The sequence below is a fragment of the Curtobacterium sp. SP.BCp genome (assembly GCF_051903255.1).
Classification (GTDB): Bacteria; Actinomycetota; Actinomycetes; order Actinomycetales; family Microbacteriaceae; genus Curtobacterium.
Genome location: NZ_CP194338.1, coordinates 630,491 through 644,905, shown reverse-complemented (window position 1 = coordinate 644,905; position 14,415 = coordinate 630,491). Strand labels below are relative to the sequence as shown.

General features: G+C 72.4%; 18 protein-coding genes. 7 read left to right on the top strand and 11 right to left on the bottom strand.

All coding sequences use genetic code 11. The annotated features are described in order from the left end of the window. Position 1 precedes the first annotated feature (1 nt). Positions 2-922: an NAD(P)-dependent oxidoreductase gene (locus ACRQ4C_RS03320; RefSeq protein ID WP_439690112.1), complete on the top strand. Its 921-nt coding sequence runs from the start codon at positions 2-4 to the stop codon at positions 920-922. Positions 923-949: 27 nt separating this feature from the next. On the opposite strand, the gene ACRQ4C_RS03315 is transcribed toward ACRQ4C_RS03320, so the two are convergent. From ACRQ4C_RS03315 to ACRQ4C_RS03305, 3 genes are all read right to left on the bottom strand, one after another. After that, positions 950-1,363 carry a GNAT family N-acetyltransferase gene (locus tag ACRQ4C_RS03315; protein ID WP_439690111.1) on the bottom strand — a complete coding sequence of 138 codons (414 nt, stop codon included), beginning with the start codon at positions 1,361-1,363 and terminating at the stop codon, positions 950-952. A 76-nt stretch (positions 1,364-1,439) separates the two neighbouring features. After that, positions 1,440-2,519 (bottom strand): lactonase family protein, encoded by a 1,080-nt coding sequence (locus ACRQ4C_RS03310; RefSeq protein ID WP_290132838.1) that lies wholly within the window; start codon positions 2,517-2,519, stop codon positions 1,440-1,442. Further along, a complete protein-coding gene (locus ACRQ4C_RS03305) occupies positions 2,516-2,836 on the bottom strand; it encodes a chorismate mutase (RefSeq protein ID WP_290132839.1) in 321 nt (106 codons plus the stop codon). The genes ACRQ4C_RS03310 and ACRQ4C_RS03305 overlap by 4 nt, the downstream gene beginning before the upstream one ends. A 66-nt stretch (positions 2,837-2,902) precedes the next feature. Here ACRQ4C_RS03305 and ACRQ4C_RS03300 point away from each other — a divergent pair, with 66 nt between their 5' ends. After that, a complete protein-coding gene (locus tag ACRQ4C_RS03300; protein ID WP_290132840.1) occupies positions 2,903-3,307 on the top strand; it encodes a DUF1304 domain-containing protein in 405 nt (134 codons plus the stop codon). A 136-nt stretch (positions 3,308-3,443) separates the two neighbouring features. On the opposite strand, the gene ACRQ4C_RS03295 is transcribed toward ACRQ4C_RS03300, so the two are convergent. After that, a complete protein-coding gene (locus ACRQ4C_RS03295; protein ID WP_290132841.1) occupies positions 3,444-4,454 on the bottom strand; it encodes an iron-siderophore ABC transporter substrate-binding protein in 1,011 nt (336 codons plus the stop codon). Between the two features lie 54 nt (positions 4,455-4,508). Here ACRQ4C_RS03295 and ACRQ4C_RS03290 point away from each other — a divergent pair, with 54 nt between their 5' ends. Then, on the top strand, positions 4,509-5,378 hold the full coding sequence (locus ACRQ4C_RS03290) for a shikimate dehydrogenase family protein (protein ID WP_290132842.1): 870 nt from the start codon (positions 4,509-4,511) through the stop codon (positions 5,376-5,378). On the opposite strand, the gene ACRQ4C_RS03285 is transcribed toward ACRQ4C_RS03290, so the two are convergent. Next, entirely contained in the window at positions 5,365-5,757 is a 393-nt protein-coding gene (locus ACRQ4C_RS03285) for a YchJ family protein (RefSeq protein WP_290132843.1), read from the bottom strand. The genes ACRQ4C_RS03290 and ACRQ4C_RS03285 overlap by 14 nt on opposite strands. Positions 5,758-5,788: 31 nt before the next feature. On the opposite strand from ACRQ4C_RS03285, the gene ACRQ4C_RS03280 reads away from it, so the two are divergent. Beyond that, complete coding sequence (locus tag ACRQ4C_RS03280; RefSeq protein WP_439690110.1) at positions 5,789-6,457, top strand: hypothetical protein; 669 nt, start codon at positions 5,789-5,791, stop codon at positions 6,455-6,457. Between the two features lie 4 nt (positions 6,458-6,461). Here the strand turns inward: ACRQ4C_RS03280 and ACRQ4C_RS03275 are convergent, their stop codons facing one another. Further along, positions 6,462-7,076: a hypothetical protein gene (locus ACRQ4C_RS03275; RefSeq protein WP_439690109.1), complete on the bottom strand. Its 615-nt coding sequence runs from the start codon at positions 7,074-7,076 to the stop codon at positions 6,462-6,464. Positions 7,077-7,166: 90 nt separating this feature from the next. Between ACRQ4C_RS03275 and ACRQ4C_RS03270 the strand changes: the two genes are divergently transcribed. The 3 genes from ACRQ4C_RS03270 to ACRQ4C_RS03260 all read left to right on the top strand — a co-directional run bounded on the left by ACRQ4C_RS03270 (position 7,167) and on the right by ACRQ4C_RS03260 (position 10,969). Then, positions 7,167-8,570 (top strand): alpha/beta fold hydrolase, encoded by a 1,404-nt coding sequence (locus tag ACRQ4C_RS03270; protein WP_439690108.1) that lies wholly within the window; start codon positions 7,167-7,169, stop codon positions 8,568-8,570. Next, positions 8,567-10,159: a GMC family oxidoreductase gene (locus ACRQ4C_RS03265; protein WP_439690107.1), complete on the top strand. Its 1,593-nt coding sequence runs from the start codon at positions 8,567-8,569 to the stop codon at positions 10,157-10,159. The genes ACRQ4C_RS03270 and ACRQ4C_RS03265 overlap by 4 nt, the downstream gene beginning before the upstream one ends. A 78-nt stretch (positions 10,160-10,237) precedes the next feature. Next, positions 10,238-10,969, top strand: coding sequence for an SOS response-associated peptidase (locus tag ACRQ4C_RS03260; protein ID WP_439690106.1), 732 nt, complete (start codon positions 10,238-10,240; stop codon positions 10,967-10,969). A gap of 76 nt (positions 10,970-11,045) precedes the next feature. Here the strand turns inward: ACRQ4C_RS03260 and ACRQ4C_RS03255 are convergent, their stop codons facing one another. From ACRQ4C_RS03255 to ACRQ4C_RS03235, 5 genes are all read right to left on the bottom strand, one after another. Further along, positions 11,046-11,375 carry a hypothetical protein gene (locus tag ACRQ4C_RS03255; protein ID WP_290132849.1) on the bottom strand — a complete coding sequence of 110 codons (330 nt, stop codon included), beginning with the start codon at positions 11,373-11,375 and terminating at the stop codon, positions 11,046-11,048. Between the two features lie 101 nt (positions 11,376-11,476). Then, positions 11,477-11,806 carry a hypothetical protein gene (locus ACRQ4C_RS03250; protein ID WP_290132850.1) on the bottom strand — a complete coding sequence of 110 codons (330 nt, stop codon included), beginning with the start codon at positions 11,804-11,806 and terminating at the stop codon, positions 11,477-11,479. A 365-nt stretch (positions 11,807-12,171) separates the two neighbouring features. After that, positions 12,172-12,729, bottom strand: coding sequence for a low molecular weight phosphatase family protein (locus ACRQ4C_RS03245; protein WP_439690105.1), 558 nt, complete (start codon positions 12,727-12,729; stop codon positions 12,172-12,174). Positions 12,730-12,731: 2 nt separating this feature from the next. Beyond that, entirely contained in the window at positions 12,732-14,036 is a 1,305-nt protein-coding gene (locus ACRQ4C_RS03240; RefSeq protein ID WP_439690104.1) for an adenylosuccinate synthase, read from the bottom strand. 182 nt (positions 14,037-14,218) lie between these two features. Beyond that, positions 14,219-14,389: a hypothetical protein gene (locus tag ACRQ4C_RS03235; protein WP_290132854.1), complete on the bottom strand. Its 171-nt coding sequence runs from the start codon at positions 14,387-14,389 to the stop codon at positions 14,219-14,221. Positions 14,390-14,415 lie beyond the last annotated feature (26 nt).

The following is a 14,415-nucleotide window of genomic DNA, read 5'->3' as shown; positions in this document are numbered from 1 at the left end:
GATGCCCGTCGTCACCCTGCCGTTCCAGGAGCTCGTCGACCGCTTCGGCCCGGTGCCCGACGGCGTCGAGCTCGCCGTGTGGGACGTCGAGCAGCCGTTCGACCGCCCGGACGAGGTCGCGATCGCCCTGCTGCCGTTCTACTTCGGCGGTCGGCACCGCTGGCAGTTCGTGCACGACCTGCCGAACCTCCGGCTGCTGCAGCTCCCGAGCGCCGGCTACGAGCACGCCGTCCCGCACGTCCCCGAGCACGCCCTGCTCGCGAACGGGCGTGGGATCCACGACGACGAGACCGCCGAACTCGCTGTCGGCCTGGCACTGACGAGCCTCCGGGAGCTCGGGGCGTTCCAGGCCGACCGCGCGAACGGCGTGTGGGACGCCCGCACCACGCGGTCCCTCGCCGATCGACGGGTGACGGTCGTCGGCTACGGGGCGATCGGTTCCGCCATCGCGACACGGTTCGAGGCCTTCCGCACGGAGGTCACCGTCGTGGCCCGGACCGCGCGCGAGCAGGACGGCCGCCAGGTGCACGGCTTCGACGAGCTCCCGGCGCTCGCGGCGGCGACGGACGTGCTCGTGCTGATCACCCCGCTGACCGACGAGACCGAACGGCTGGTGGACGCCGCCCTCCTCGCGGCGCTGCCGGACGGGGCCCTCGTGGTGAACGTCGCACGCGGCAGGGTCGTCGACACCGACGCCCTGGTCGCCGAGGTGCGCTCCGGCCGGCTCTCGGCCGCGCTCGACGTCACCGATCCCGAGCCGCTCCCGGCCGGGCACCCGCTCTGGACGACCCCGAACACCGTCCTCACGCCGCACGTCGGCGGCAACACCGACCTCAGCGTCCCGCGCTCGATCGAGCTGGTGCGCCGTCAGGTGGCCGCGCTCGTGGAACACCGTCCGTTCGAGAACGTCATCGAACGCTGACGGGGTCGGCCGTCGGCACACCGCCGCTCAGTCGACGGGCAGCGCCATCCCGAGACTCGGTGCGACGTCCTCGAAGCCGAGCGACCGGTAGAGCCGCTGCCCGGGTGGGTCCCCGACGAGGGTGACGTACGCGCCCTCGGGAGCGCGTGAGCGGATGTCGGCGACGAGCCACTCCACCACCGCCCGGCCGATCCCGTGCCGCTGGTGCGCCGGGTCGGTGGCGATGTCCGCGATGTGGAAGTACCAGCCGCCGTCGCCGATCGCCCGGCCCATCGCGACGACGTCCCCCGCGGGACCGACGACGTGACAGGCTGTCCAGCTCCCGGCGATGGCACCGGCCCCCTGCTCGGGCGTCTTGGGCGTCAGCCCGGAGTCGCGGCGCAGCCGCAGGTAGTCGGCGAGCGGTGGCGGACCGGCGACGATCGTGTAGGACGCATCCATGCGCTCAGTCTGGCCGACCCCGCCGACACGACCCGCGCCTCCCGGCCGCGCAGCGCACGCGACCCGGCACGAGCGATCAGACCGGGACGATGCAGGCCGGCGTGCCCACCGCGATCTGCGCAACTGCCTCACCCGGCACTCCGTCGGCGCCGACGGGCAGCACCGCGATCGCGTCCGACATCTGGTTCGCAACGAGTAGGTACCCCGGCACGCGGGCGAAGTGCCGCGGCCACGTGCCACCTGCCGGGGCCGTGCCGATCAGGGTGAGTCCCTCGCCCGAGGCGTCGAGCACCACGATCACGTCCCGCCCGCGGACCGCGACGACCACGCGCCCGTCGTCGTCGACCTCGATGTGACTGAGCAGCGACTCCCCGACCGCACCGTCGAAGGTCGGCGCGGAGGCCACGACCGTGAACGAACCGGAGTCGTCACGGCGGAGACGGTGCACCCGACCGTCGAGCTCGCCCGCGACGATGAGGTCGCCGTCGTGCCAGGCCATGTGCCGCGGGCCGACGCCGGGCGCGACGTGGTGCACCCGTACCGACTCGACGGCGGGTCCGGCGGTCACGCGGAACTCGTGCAGGGCGTCGCCACCGAGGTCGGCCACGAGGACCGTGCCGTCCGGCGTCGCGATCGACTGGTGGGCGTGCGGTCCCTCCTGTCGGTCCTCGACCGGGCCGGTGACGTCCGGGAGCACCGCGGTGGCCACGGCGGACTCGGGCACGACGATGCGGTCGGCCGTGCCGTGTGCTCCCACCATGCCGTCGCTGGCGAGCACCGAGGCGGCGTACGACTCGGCGCGCTCGAGGGACACGGCCGTGACGGTGCCGGAGGTGTAGTTCGCCACGACGAGGGCGCCCGACGGGTCCACCCGGACGTGGCAGGGCGCGTCGCCGCCGGCGGTGGCGTCCCACAGGTGTTCCAGACCACCGGCGGTCCGGCGGAAGGCCGAGACGCTGCCGTCGGCGGTCTCGGAGACGGCGTAGACCCGGTCGCCGGAGACGGCCAGGAACGACGGGTCGTCCATCACGGCCACGGTCTGGGCGACGCCGTCGTGGACGAGGGAGATCCCGGTCGCGGTGCCACCGCCCGTCGCGGTGTAGGAGCCGACGAGCAGGTCGGGCAGGTCGGGCAGGTCGGGCAGATCGCCGCTCATTCGCCGCCGCCCGCGATGCGCTCGTGGTGGTGGATGACCTCGGCGACGATGAAGTTCAGGAACTTCTCCGCGAAGGCCGGGTCGAGGTGCGACTCGGCGGCGAGGTCGCGCAAGCGTGACACCTGCACCTGCTCGCGAGCGGGGTCGGCCGCGGGCATGCCTGCGGCGGCCTTGAGGTAGCCGACCCGCTGCGTGTACTTGAAGCGTTCGGCGAGCATGTGGATGACGGCGGCGTCGATGTTGTCGATGCTCTGCCGGATGCTCTGCAGTTCGGCGACCGCAGCCTGGTCGTGCGCGGGCGTCTGGTCGTCGCTCATGCACCGAGCCTACTGGCCGCGGCTGGCGGCACCCACGTCGGTTACGAGGCTGCCAGAATGGGAGCCATGACGGCTCTCCTCGTGATCTCGAGCGTGTGCGCGGTCCTCGCCGGACTCGTGCACGTGTACATCTTCTTCCTCGAGTCGATCGCCTGGACGAGCCCGCGCGTCCGACGCATCTTCAGCGTCGAGACCGAGTCCGACGCGCTCGCGACCCGGTCGATGGCGTTCAACCAGGGCTTCTACAACCTCTTCCTCGCGATCGGCGCGATCCTCGGTGTGGTCCTGATCGCGGCGGGCAACGGCGCGGTCGGGTGGCCGATCACGGTCTTCGCCACCGCGTCGATGCTCGGGGCCGCGGTCGTCCTGCTCGGGTCCGGTCGCCGGTACCTCCGCGCTGCGTTGGCGCAGGGCACGCTGCCGTTCCTCGCGCTGCTGTCCGCGCTGCTCGGGTCGACGTTCGGCGCCTGACCGCCCCTACAGGACGGCACGCCCCCGCAGGACGGCACGCCCCCGCAAGGACGGCGCCACGCCAGCGCGACGACGCCCCTGCACGCACGACGCCCCCGCCGGATCCCGGCGGGGGCGTCGTGCGTGCGGCCAGGTCTCAGCCGAGCTTCTCCGCGAACTGCGACGGCAGCTTGTCGAGCGCCCACTCGATCGCGGCCGTGGTGCCGAGCGAGAACGCGGAGGACACGTCCTTGTCGTCGAACACGATGTCGTGGCCGGCCTCGACCGACGGCACCTTCTGGAACAGCTTGTTCGAGGACGCCTCCGACGCATCGACGAAGATCGGCAGGATGAGCGTCAGGTCGGCGTCGAGCAGGTCGAGGTTCTCGTCGGAGAGGCTCACCGCGAACTGCTTGCCGGCCTGCTGGTCGATGGCCTTCGGGATGGTGAAGCCGAGGTTCTCCATGAACTGCGACCGGCTGTCCGACGAGGCGTAGGCACCGAACCCCTCCGAGGAGTACGAGCCGACGACGGCGGTCTTCCCCTCGAACTCCGGGTGCGCCTTGCGGGCCGCGGCGTAGGCGTCGTCGAGGCCGGAGAGCAGCTTCTTGCCCTCGGACTCCTTGCCGAGCGCCTTCGCGATCATGTCGACCTGCTGCTCCGTGGTCGCGAGGTAGTTCGCACCACCCTTCGGCACCGCGACGGTCGGCGCGATCGCCGAGAGCTTCGCGTAGCGGTCGGCGTCGCCCGAGCTCTTGACGTCGAGGATGACGTCCGGCTTGAGCTTGATGATGTCCTCGTAGCTCGGCTCGAGCGTCTGGATGATCTTCGGCGACTTCGTGTACGCGCCCTTCAGCCACGGGCCGACGCCGTCGCCGCCGAAGCCGAGCCAGTCGCTCGCGCCGACCGGCTGCACACCGAGCTCGAGGGCCGTCTCGGCGTCACCCCAGCCGAGGGCGACGACGCGCTCGGGCGCGCTCTTGATCTCGGTCGTGCCGAGCGCGGTCGTGATCGAGACGGGGAACTGGCCGTCCGCCTTGGCGGAGGACGACGTGTCATCGGTGGAGGTGCCGGAGCCGGACGCGCAGCCGGCCAGGACGAGGGATGCTGCGACGACGGCGCCCGCGGCGGCGAGCGCGCGGCGGAGTCGGGAAGAGGAGCGGGTCACAGAGGTAAGGCTACCCTAAGTCATCCGGGCGGTGTGCCTGGGTACGCTGACGGGGTGCAGTACTCCGATCCGGCCCGCTCCCACCTCGCGGTGCTCGGCTCCCCCATCGCACACTCCCTCTCGCCCACCCTCCACGCAGCGGCCTACGACGTGCTCGGGGTGCCCTTCACGTACGGGAGGCACGAGGTGGCGTCCGGCGGGCTCGGTGCGTTCGTCGCGGGGCTGGGTCCGGAGTGGCGCGGGCTGAGCCTGACCATGCCGCTCAAGCGCGAGGTGCTGCCGCTCCTCGACCACACGACCCCCCTGGTCGACGAGCTCGGGGTCGCCAACACGGTCCGCTTCCGCACGGCCGGTGACCGTGTCGAGCGGCTGGGGGCGAACACCGACGTGGAGGGGCTCGTCCGACCGGTCGAGGCGCTCGGTCACCTGCCGGGCGAGGCCAGCGTCCTCGGCGGCGGTGCGACCGCGGCGAGCGCCGTCACCGCGGCGGTCCGGCTCGGCGCCGTCCTCGTGCGGGTGTTCCTGCGCGATCCTGCGAAGTCGCGGCGGCTCGTCGACCTCGCCGTCCGGCTCGGGGTGTCGCTCGAGGTGCACCCGCTGACGGACCTCCCGGGGACGCGCCACGGGTTCGTCCTCTCGACGCTCCCCGGTGGCGCCGCGGACGGCCTCGACCTGACGCCGTCGGACCCGGACGCGGTGCTGTTCGACGTCGCGTACGAGCCGTGGCCGACCGCTGCCGCCACCCGGTGGTCCGACGCTGGCGGCCGGGTGCTCAACGGGCTCGACATGCTGACCGAGCAGGCGATCGGGCAGATCCGGTTCTTCCTGACCGGCGACCAGGACCAGCTGCTCCCCGACGAGGCCGCGGTGCGTCGGGCGATGCGGTCCGCGGTCGGCCTGGAACCGTCGATCAGCCCGCGCTGACCACGCCGTCGACGTACAGCCACCGACCGTCTTCGCGGACGAAGTCGCTCGTCTCCTCGAGCACGCCGCGTTCGACCTCCGCGCGCCAGTACGCCCGGAACGCGACGGTGCCCGCGGTGTCGAACGGCCCGCCGGCGCGGGTGGCGACGATGTCGAGCCGGGTCCACCGCTGCGAGCCGTCGAGGTCGAGCGACGCCGGCCGGGTGCTCGGGTGCCAGGTCGCGAGCAGGTACTCCGGCAGCCCGAGCGCGAAGGCGGTGAACCGGGAGCGCATGAGCCGTTCGGCGGTGGGCGCGGGAGCACCGGCGTGCAGCGGGCCGCAGCACTCGCCGTAGGGGTTGCCGCTCAGGCAGGGGCAGCGGTCGGTGTCGGCGATCACCGGACGACGGTAGCGCGTGTAGGCAGGAGCGGTGTTCCGACTGGGCTGGCAGGTGTTCCGCACGCGGCTGCCCGAGCTCGTCTCCGACCGAGATCGGCGGCGCCTCGTGGTGGTGGCGTCGATCGTCGCGCCGGTGGTGACGGTCGGGCTGCTCGTCGTCGCCGCGCTGACCGAGGGGATCACCGTGGTCGGCGTGGTCGTGGCGCTGCTGTTCGGGGTCGCGGCCGGCGGGTTCGCGATGGTGTTCTGTCGCATCGGACCGAAGGGCTGGGCGATCCCGCCGGTGCCGGCGATCGGCTGGCGCACGCAGGAGGCGGTCGCTCGCTACTACGGTCGCAACCCTCCGGCGGTCACACCGGAGCACCGGGACATCGTGCTGCAGAGCATCGCGGTGCACCGCGACCCGGTCGTCCGCACGACACTGCAGAGCTCCTTCCTGCTCGGATCGTGGGTGTTCGGGTTGCTCGGGGCGGTCGTGCTCGGGCTCGCCGGTTCGACGGCGCACGGCCCCGTGTTCCTGTACGCCCCGGTCTGGCCCCTGATCGCCGGCGGGTACGGGGTCATCGGGTTCCGCACGCTCGGGCGGCAGGAGCAGCTGCGCGTCGAGGCGTCCGCGCTCCCGCCGGTGCCCCCGGTGCCCCCGAAGCGCGGTCGTCCGGGAGGTCCGAGCGGCAGCAAGCTCGCGCTGCCCGGGGAGTGACCCGTCAGTCGGTCGTCGTGGGCTCCGGCGCGTCGAGTGCCGCGAGCCGAGCGCGTTCGGTCCGCCCGAGGTCGGCGAGGTACCCGGGGGCCGACAGCACGTAGCCCGCGACCCAGAGCAGGGGGAACCACTGCGCCCAGCCCGCGACGACGCAGGCGACCGCGGCGGCGACACCCCCGCCGAGGAGCGGGCCGGCTCGGCCGATCAGGGCGATGAGTCCCCGGCGGAGCAGCATCGTGTCGGCGAGGACGGCGTCGCGGTCCTCGGGCGCGACGGGCACGGCGCGTCGACGGAGGTACCGCTTCGTCGTCGGCCGGGCGGCGAACCGCAGGTCCACGCGGACCGGCCGGCCGTTGATCGTCGCGGCGGGGTCGAGCGGGCGGCGGGTCGGCACGCAGCCGAAGACCAGCAGCCCGACCCCGAGCGCGAGGAGGGCGATCGCGACCACGCTGCGGACGAGACCGGTGCCGGCCCAGCCGAACCGTGCCTCCAGGGCGGAGAGCGCGACCACGCTGACGACGGTCGCCGCTCCCGCGATCCTCGCCGCTCGGCGGACGCGGGCGCGGTCGAAGACGTCGCCGGCGTGGCGGTGGAAGACGGAGCACCCGAGTCGGAACACTCCTCATGTCCTACCCCATGTCACCCGGTTCGAGGGGCGGGGTACAGGGCTGGTCGGTGTCCACATGGCGCGGCGCGTAGGAACGAACGCATGCCCGCCACCGCGTTCTGCCTCCACGCCCTCGGCTCGAGTTCCGAGGAGTTCGCGTTGCTGCACGACCGGCTGGAGGACACGATCGACCTCGTCGGCATCGACCTGCCCGGCTTCGGGTCGAGCCCGGCGTCCTCCGGCACGACCGTCGAGGACATGGTCGAGCGGGTCGAGCGGGCCATCGGCCGCAGCGGCGTGACGGAGTGGGCGCTGGTCGGGCACTCGATGGGCGGGAAGGTCGCGGCGATCGTCGCGGACCGGACGGTGTCGGGCGCGAACGGACTGTTCGGCCTCCGTGGTGTCGTGCTGCTCGCCGCGTCGCCGCGCTCCCCCGAGCCGATGGGCGAAGACCGCCGAGCGGCCATGCTCGACTGGGCGGCCGCCGGACACATCACCACCGACCACGGGGGCGAGTTCGTCGACGCGAACACCGCGACGACGCTGCCGTCCGACCGGCTGCGGTCTGCCGTGCACGACGTCGAGCGCGCGGACCCCGAGGCCTGGCGCGCCTGGCTCGAACGGGGCAGTCGCGAGGACTGGTCCGACGACACCACGAACCCGGTACCCGCGCTCGTGCTCGCCGGCGCCGAGGACGGCGACCTCGGACCGACGGCGCAGCAGGAACTCGTGCTGCCGCACTGGTCGAACGGGACCTTCGCGGTCGTTCCGGGTGCCGCGCACCTGCTGCCCTGGGAGCAGCCCGACGACGTCGCCGACCGCATCCGCGCGTTCTGGGAGCGGCACGCCGCCAACGGTCCGGTCGTGCCGGAGGAGCACGCCCGGGTGATCGCCTCCCCGCGGGTGAGCGCGACCACCCGTGGTGCGTTGGCGGTCCGGGCGCTCGCGGACGACCCCGACGCGGACCCCCTGGCGCTGTCCCGCGCGCAACTCGACACCCTCCGTGCCGTCGCCGCGGTGGTGGTGCCGCAGACGGGCGAGCGGACGGTCGACGTCGCGCTCCGGGTGGACGCGCAGCTGGCGGACGGCGTCGGCGACGGATGGCGGCCGGACGGCTTGCCGACGGACGTCGAGGCGTACCGGGCGGCGCTCGACGAGCTCGGCGGGGCGGTCTCGCGTGGCCCGGTCGACGGGCCCGTCGGCGGCGACGTGCTCGCTGCCGTCCTCACCGCGATCGACGACGGCTCCTACGAGCCGGCCGGACCGATGACGGTCGCGCAGCTGTCCGCCTGGGCCGAGGATGTGGCGGTCGATCTGGCGAAGCAGTGGCTCGCGCACCCGGCGACCATGGCGGCGATCGACTACGACGGCTACGCGAACGGCGGCGACGGGGTGCGGAAGCAGGGCTTCCAGCTGCTCGGGGCCGGCCAGCGCGAGGCGTGGGAACCGGGGGCCCCGTCTGCGGTCCCCCGGACGGACACGACGGAAGCAGGTGCGACGCGATGAGACTCGACGGACAGCGGCACTGGGACGAGGACGATGTCGTCGACGTGGTCGTCGTCGGGACCGGGGCCGGCGGCGCACCGCTCACCGCGGCCCTCGCACGACGCGGGCTCTCGGTCGTCGCGCTCGAGGCCGGACGGAACACCGAGCCGGGCGACCACACCCCCGACGAGGTGCTGGCCCCCGCGGACGTCAACTGGATGGACGAGCGGATCAGCGGCGGTGACGCCCCGACCGCGTTCGGGCCGAACAACAGCGGCACCGGTGTCGGCGGGTCGACGCTGCACTGGGGCGCGTTCACGCCGAGGCCGAGCCGGCACGACCTGCAGCTCCGGACCGAGACCGGGAAGGGCGAGGACTGGCCGATCGACCACGACGAGCTGACCGGGTACATCGAGCAGGTCGAGCACGACGTCGGCGTCGCCGGACCCGAGCACTACCCGTGGGACCCGTCCCGTCGCTACCGCATGCGCCCGCCGGCGCGGAACGCGTCCTCGGACATGATGATGCGCGGCACCGCGGCGCTCGGCATCACCGCGACGGACGCCCCCGTCGGCCTCACCACCGAGGACCGGCACCAGGAACACCACGGCCTCCGTCAGGCCTGCGTCTCGTGCGGGTCGTGTCACCAGGGCTGCCGGAACGGGTCGAAGGTGTCGATGGACACCACGTACCTGCCGGCAGCGGTGGCGTTCGGTGCCGAGATCCGCCCGGAGGCGTTCGTGCACGGCATCGAGCTCGACGCACTCGGCCGTGTCGAAGCGGTCGTCTACCACCAGGGCGGCCGGGACCACCGGCAGCGGTGCCGCTCGCTCGTCCTCGCAGCGGGTGGGGTCGAGACGCCGCGACTCCTGCTGCACACCGGGCTCGCGAACTCCAGCGGTCAGGTCGGGCGGAACTTCACCGCACACGGGGCGACGCAGGTGTGGGCGACGTTCGACGAGTCGATGCGGTCCTACCGCGGATACCCGTCGTCGATCATCACCGAGGACTTCGTGCGGCCGACCGACGCCGACTTCGCGGGCGGCTACCTCATCCAGAGCCTCGGCGTGCAGCCGCTGACCTTCGCGACGACGCTCGTCCGGGGCGGCGGGCTGCGCGGGAAGGCGCTCGTCGACGCCATGCGGGACTACCCGCGGATGGCCGGGGTCGGCATCAACGCCGAGTGCTTGCCGTACGACGGGAACCGCCTCGAGCTGACCGACGAGCTCGACGTCCACGGGGTGCCTCGGGCACGGGTCACGTTCAGCCCCGGCGAGAACGAGGACGCGATCGAGCGGCACGCCGTGAAGACCATGACCGCGATCGTCGAGGCCGCCGGTGGACGCGACGTCCGCGTGCTCGAGCGGACCGCGCACACCATCGGCACGGCCCGGATGGGGACCGACGCCTCGTCGTCCGTCGTGGACCGGGACGGCCGGTCGTGGGACGTGCCGAACCTCTGGGTCTGCGACAACTCGGTGTTCCCGAGTGCCGTGATCGCGAACCCGGCGCTGACGATCATGGCGCTGTCGCTGCGGACGGCGGACCGGATGCTCGCGGGTGTGCCGGACGGCGGAGGGTCGCGGGAGACGGTGGGCGCGCGAGGCTGACGCTCGGCGCGGGCGGTGCGCGCGGGCGTGGGCGCGCGGGCACGGGCGCCTGTCGGCGGTCCCGGGCAGACTGGCGGCATGTGTGGAAGGTTCGTCGTCTCCGACACCACCGCCGACCTGCTCCCGGAACTCGTCGGTGAGCTCGCCGCGCGCACCGAACACGTCGACGAGGACACCGGTGAGGTCCGCGCTGGCCTGGCCCCGAGCTGGAACGTCGCCCCGACCGACCCCGTGTACGCCGTCCGACAGCGGCACGGGCAGAGGGAACTCCCGCAGATCAGCTGGGGGTTCGTGCCGAGCTGGGCGAAGGACTTCCAGAAGCAGCGCCCGAAGCCGATCAACGCCCGCATCGAGACCGTCGCGACGAGCGGCATGTTCAAGCGGGCGTTCGCGACGAACCGGTGCATCGTGCCCGCGCAGGGCTACTACGAGTGGGTCGTGCGCGAGGACGGCAAGGAGCCGCACTTCGTCCACGAGCCCGGCGGCGCCCTCGCCATGGCGGGCGTCGTGAGCGCCTGGCCCGACCCGACGAAGCCCGAGGACGACCCGGACAAGTGGCGGCTGTCGCTCGCGATCATCACGCGGGACGCCCACGTCGCCCCGGGTGAGGTACACGATCGGATGCCGGCGTTCCTCACGCCCGACGGCTACGACGACTGGCTCGACGGCGAGCTCGGGACGGACGACCTGCTCGCCCTGCTCGACCACGAGTCGCTCGCGGTCGCAGCCGGGCTCGAGCAGTACGAGGTCGCACGGACCGTGAACAGCGTCCGGAACCAGGGACCGCACCTGATCGACCCCGTCGGCTGACGATCGTCGGGCCGACGACGAAGACCCCGCCTCGCGGGCGGGGTCTCTCGTGGTGTGTCGGTGGGTGGGACGCAGATCAGTCCAGCGTCCGCCGGACGTCCGGCAGGAGCACGTGGAGCCGTTCGGCGAGGCGGTCCTGGGCCTCCTCGAGGCTCCGGAAGTCTCCGACGTACTGACCGAAGGTGTCCGACACGAAGAAGTGCGCACCCTGCTGGTCGACGACGCCCCCGTAGTACCCGCCGTAGTTCGCTGCCCAGAGTCCGGCGTCCGCCTCGGACCACACCACGTGCGCTCGGGCCGGCGCCTCGGGCGAGACGATCCCGTCGCCGATCCCGGTGATGAGCTCGATGGTCGCCGTGTCGACGTCCACCTCGGTGTGCTGGCCGGACGCGACGGGGGTGCTCATGGTGGTGCTCCTGGTGCTGGTGGCGCGGTGCGCCGTGGTGCTGTGCGGTGTGCTGTTGTCGGTGGCCCCGTCCGATGACGGGTGCGGATGGTCGCCCGGCACTACGCGACCGGCCGGATGACGGCCGGGAGCATGACGTGCAGCTGGTCGGCGAGTCGGCCCTGGGCTTCCTCGAGCGATCCGAAGTCGCCGACGACCAGGCCGAACGTGTCCGACGCGACGTACCGGCCGTCGCGCTTGTCGACCGAGCCCCCGAAGTAGCCGCCGTAGTTGGCGACCCACTCGTCCTCGTCCTCCTGGGTCCAGGTGAGCTTGGCGCGGCTTGCACGCCCGTGGACGGCAGCGTCAGCCTCGAGGATCGCGATCGTGTCGACGGTGTCGGTGTCGAGCGTGACCTCGGCTCGCGTGTCGGTCTGGACGGTCGTGCTCATGTCGTGCTCCTTCGCGTTCCGGGGTACATCTGCTGACACCAGAACGCTACGAGACAGCACGGCCCACACGCCACCCGCCCGCGTGCATTCACGGGTTGCGTCAATGCTCTCCATCGCCGAGGCCCGGGTTTCCGGGGGCTGATGACGACAGTTCGGGGTACACGTCCCCCGACGGGGTACTCGTTCCGTGGATGAACCGGTTCCTGGGGTACAGCGCCGATGACGCGGCCGCGAGACTCGGCGGCACGCCCACGAGACTCGTGGTGGGCGACGACGTTCGCGCTCGCGGCCGCGAGACTGGTCGCTCAGCACGAGACTCGGCAGCACCCAGTCGCGGGCAGCAGGCAGCAGGCAGCAGGCAGCGCTCAGCGCACCGCGCGCAGGGCGTCCGCGATCGTCGCCACGGCGGCCCCGATCTCGTCCGCCACCCGGGCGTGCGTCGCCGTCGACCGACGGTAGGGGTCGTCGACGTCGTCGTCCGCGGGATCGACCGGGGGCGGCACCGAACCCCGGAGCCGAGCCACCCGCTCGACGAGTTCCGGCACGGTCGAGACACCGGAGAGGTCGGCCGGCTCCAGCGCGCCGAGCACCCGCGCGAACTGCACGATCGTGAACGCCCGCTTCGTGGCACGGGGAGCGAGGGAGACCACCGCGGCCCGATGCGCTCGCTCCGCGGTGAGCACGAGGTCGGCGGCACCGGCGATCGCGGGGGTGAGGTACCGCGCACGGTGGTCGTCCGGCGAACCGCCCAGCCGACGCGACTGCGCGGCAGCGGCCTCGTCCATCGGGGCGCCGTCCTGCGCGATGGTGCCCGCCGACTCGACCGTGAACGCCGGGGCGTCACGGCCGAGCCGAGCGGTGAGGACCTGTGCGCCGAGCGGAGACCGGCAGAGGTTGCCGCTGCAGACGAACAGGACGCGCATCGTCAGGACGCGGTCGTTGCGGCGCCGAGGAGGTCGTGCCGGACGACGATCGCGTCACGGCCGGGGCCGACGCCGATGGCCGAGATCCGGGCGCCGGACATCCGCTCGACGGCCAGCACGTAGTCCTGCGCGGCCTGTGGCAGGTCCTCGAACGACCGGGCGCCGGTGATGTCCTCGGTCCAGCCGGGGAACTCCTCGTAGATCGGCTTGGCGTGGTGGAAGTCCGACTGGTTCACGGGGACCTCGTCGACGCGCTGGCCGTCGACCTCGTACGCCACACAGACCGGGATGGTGTCCAGCCCGGTGAGGACGTCGAGCTTGGTGAGCACGAAGTCCGTCACGCCGTTGATGCGCGCCGTGTACCGGGCGATCGGGGCGTCGTACCAGCCGCAGCGGCGCGGACGTCCGGTGGTGGTGCCGAACTCGAAGCCGTTGGCGCGCAGGAACTCCCCCGACTCGTCGAACAGCTCGGTCGGGAAGGGCCCGGCGCCGACGCGGGTCGTGTACGCCTTGACGATGCCGATGATGCGTTCGAGCTTGCCCGGGCCGATGCCGGAGCCGGTGGCGGCACCGCCGGCGGTCGCGGAGGAGGACGTCACGAACGGGTACGTCCCGTGGTCGACGTCGAGCATGGTGGCCTGGCCGGCCTCGAAGAGCACGGTGTCGCCGCGCTCGAGTGCCCGGTGGATCTCGAGTGCGGTGTCGGCGACCATCGGACGGAGTCGCTCGGCGAACGAGAGCAGCGACTCGACGACCTCGTCGGCGTCGATCGCGCGTCGGTTGAACACCTTCACGAGGAGGTGGTTCTTCTGGTCGAGGGCAGCCTCGACCTTCTGCCGCAGGATGTTCTCGTCGAAGATGTCCTGGATGCGGATGCCGACGCGGTTGATCTTGTCGGCGTAGGTGGGGCCGATACCCCGGCCGGTGGTGCCGATCTGCCGCTTGCCGAGGAACCGCTCGGTCACCTTGTCGATGGTGCGGTGGTAGTGGGTGATGACGTGGGCGTTGGCCGACACGAGCAGCCGGGAGACGTCGACGCCGCGGGCCTTCAGCGCGTCGAGCTCCTGGAAGAGGACCTCGAGGTCGACGACCACGCCGTTGCCGATGACGGGGGTGACCCCGGGCGTGAGGATGCCGGACGGCAGGAGGTGCAGCGCGTACTTCTCGCCGCCGACGACGACCGTGTGCCCGGCGTTGTTGCCCCCGTTGAACTTCACGACGTAGTCGATGCGGGACCCGAGGAGGTCGGTGGCCTTCCCCTTGCCCTCGTCGCCCCACTGGGCGCCGATGATGACTGCTGCGGGCATCTGGTTCTCCTCACGTTGGCGGAGGACCGCACGCGACCGGCTCGGTCGGTGGTCCACCCGAGTCTATCGGCTGGTCACCTCCACGCCACCGTCCGGACAGACGGACGGGAGGCACGGTGCCAGCTGGCACCGTGCCTCCCGTTCGTTGCTCGGTCGCGCCCGAATCGCGCCCGCCTTCGCAGCTAGCTGCGGAAGAAGTCCGCGTACGCGGGATCCCCGACCGGCTGACTGTGGCCCGGCTCGCGGAGCCGCTCCTCGACCATCGCCTGGATCACGTCGGGCGGGGTGAGACCGCGTCGACGCCACTCCGTGGGGTTCGCCCGGAGCTGCTTGATGTCGCTCTGCTGTCGCATGTGATCACCATTCCACGAAACAACTA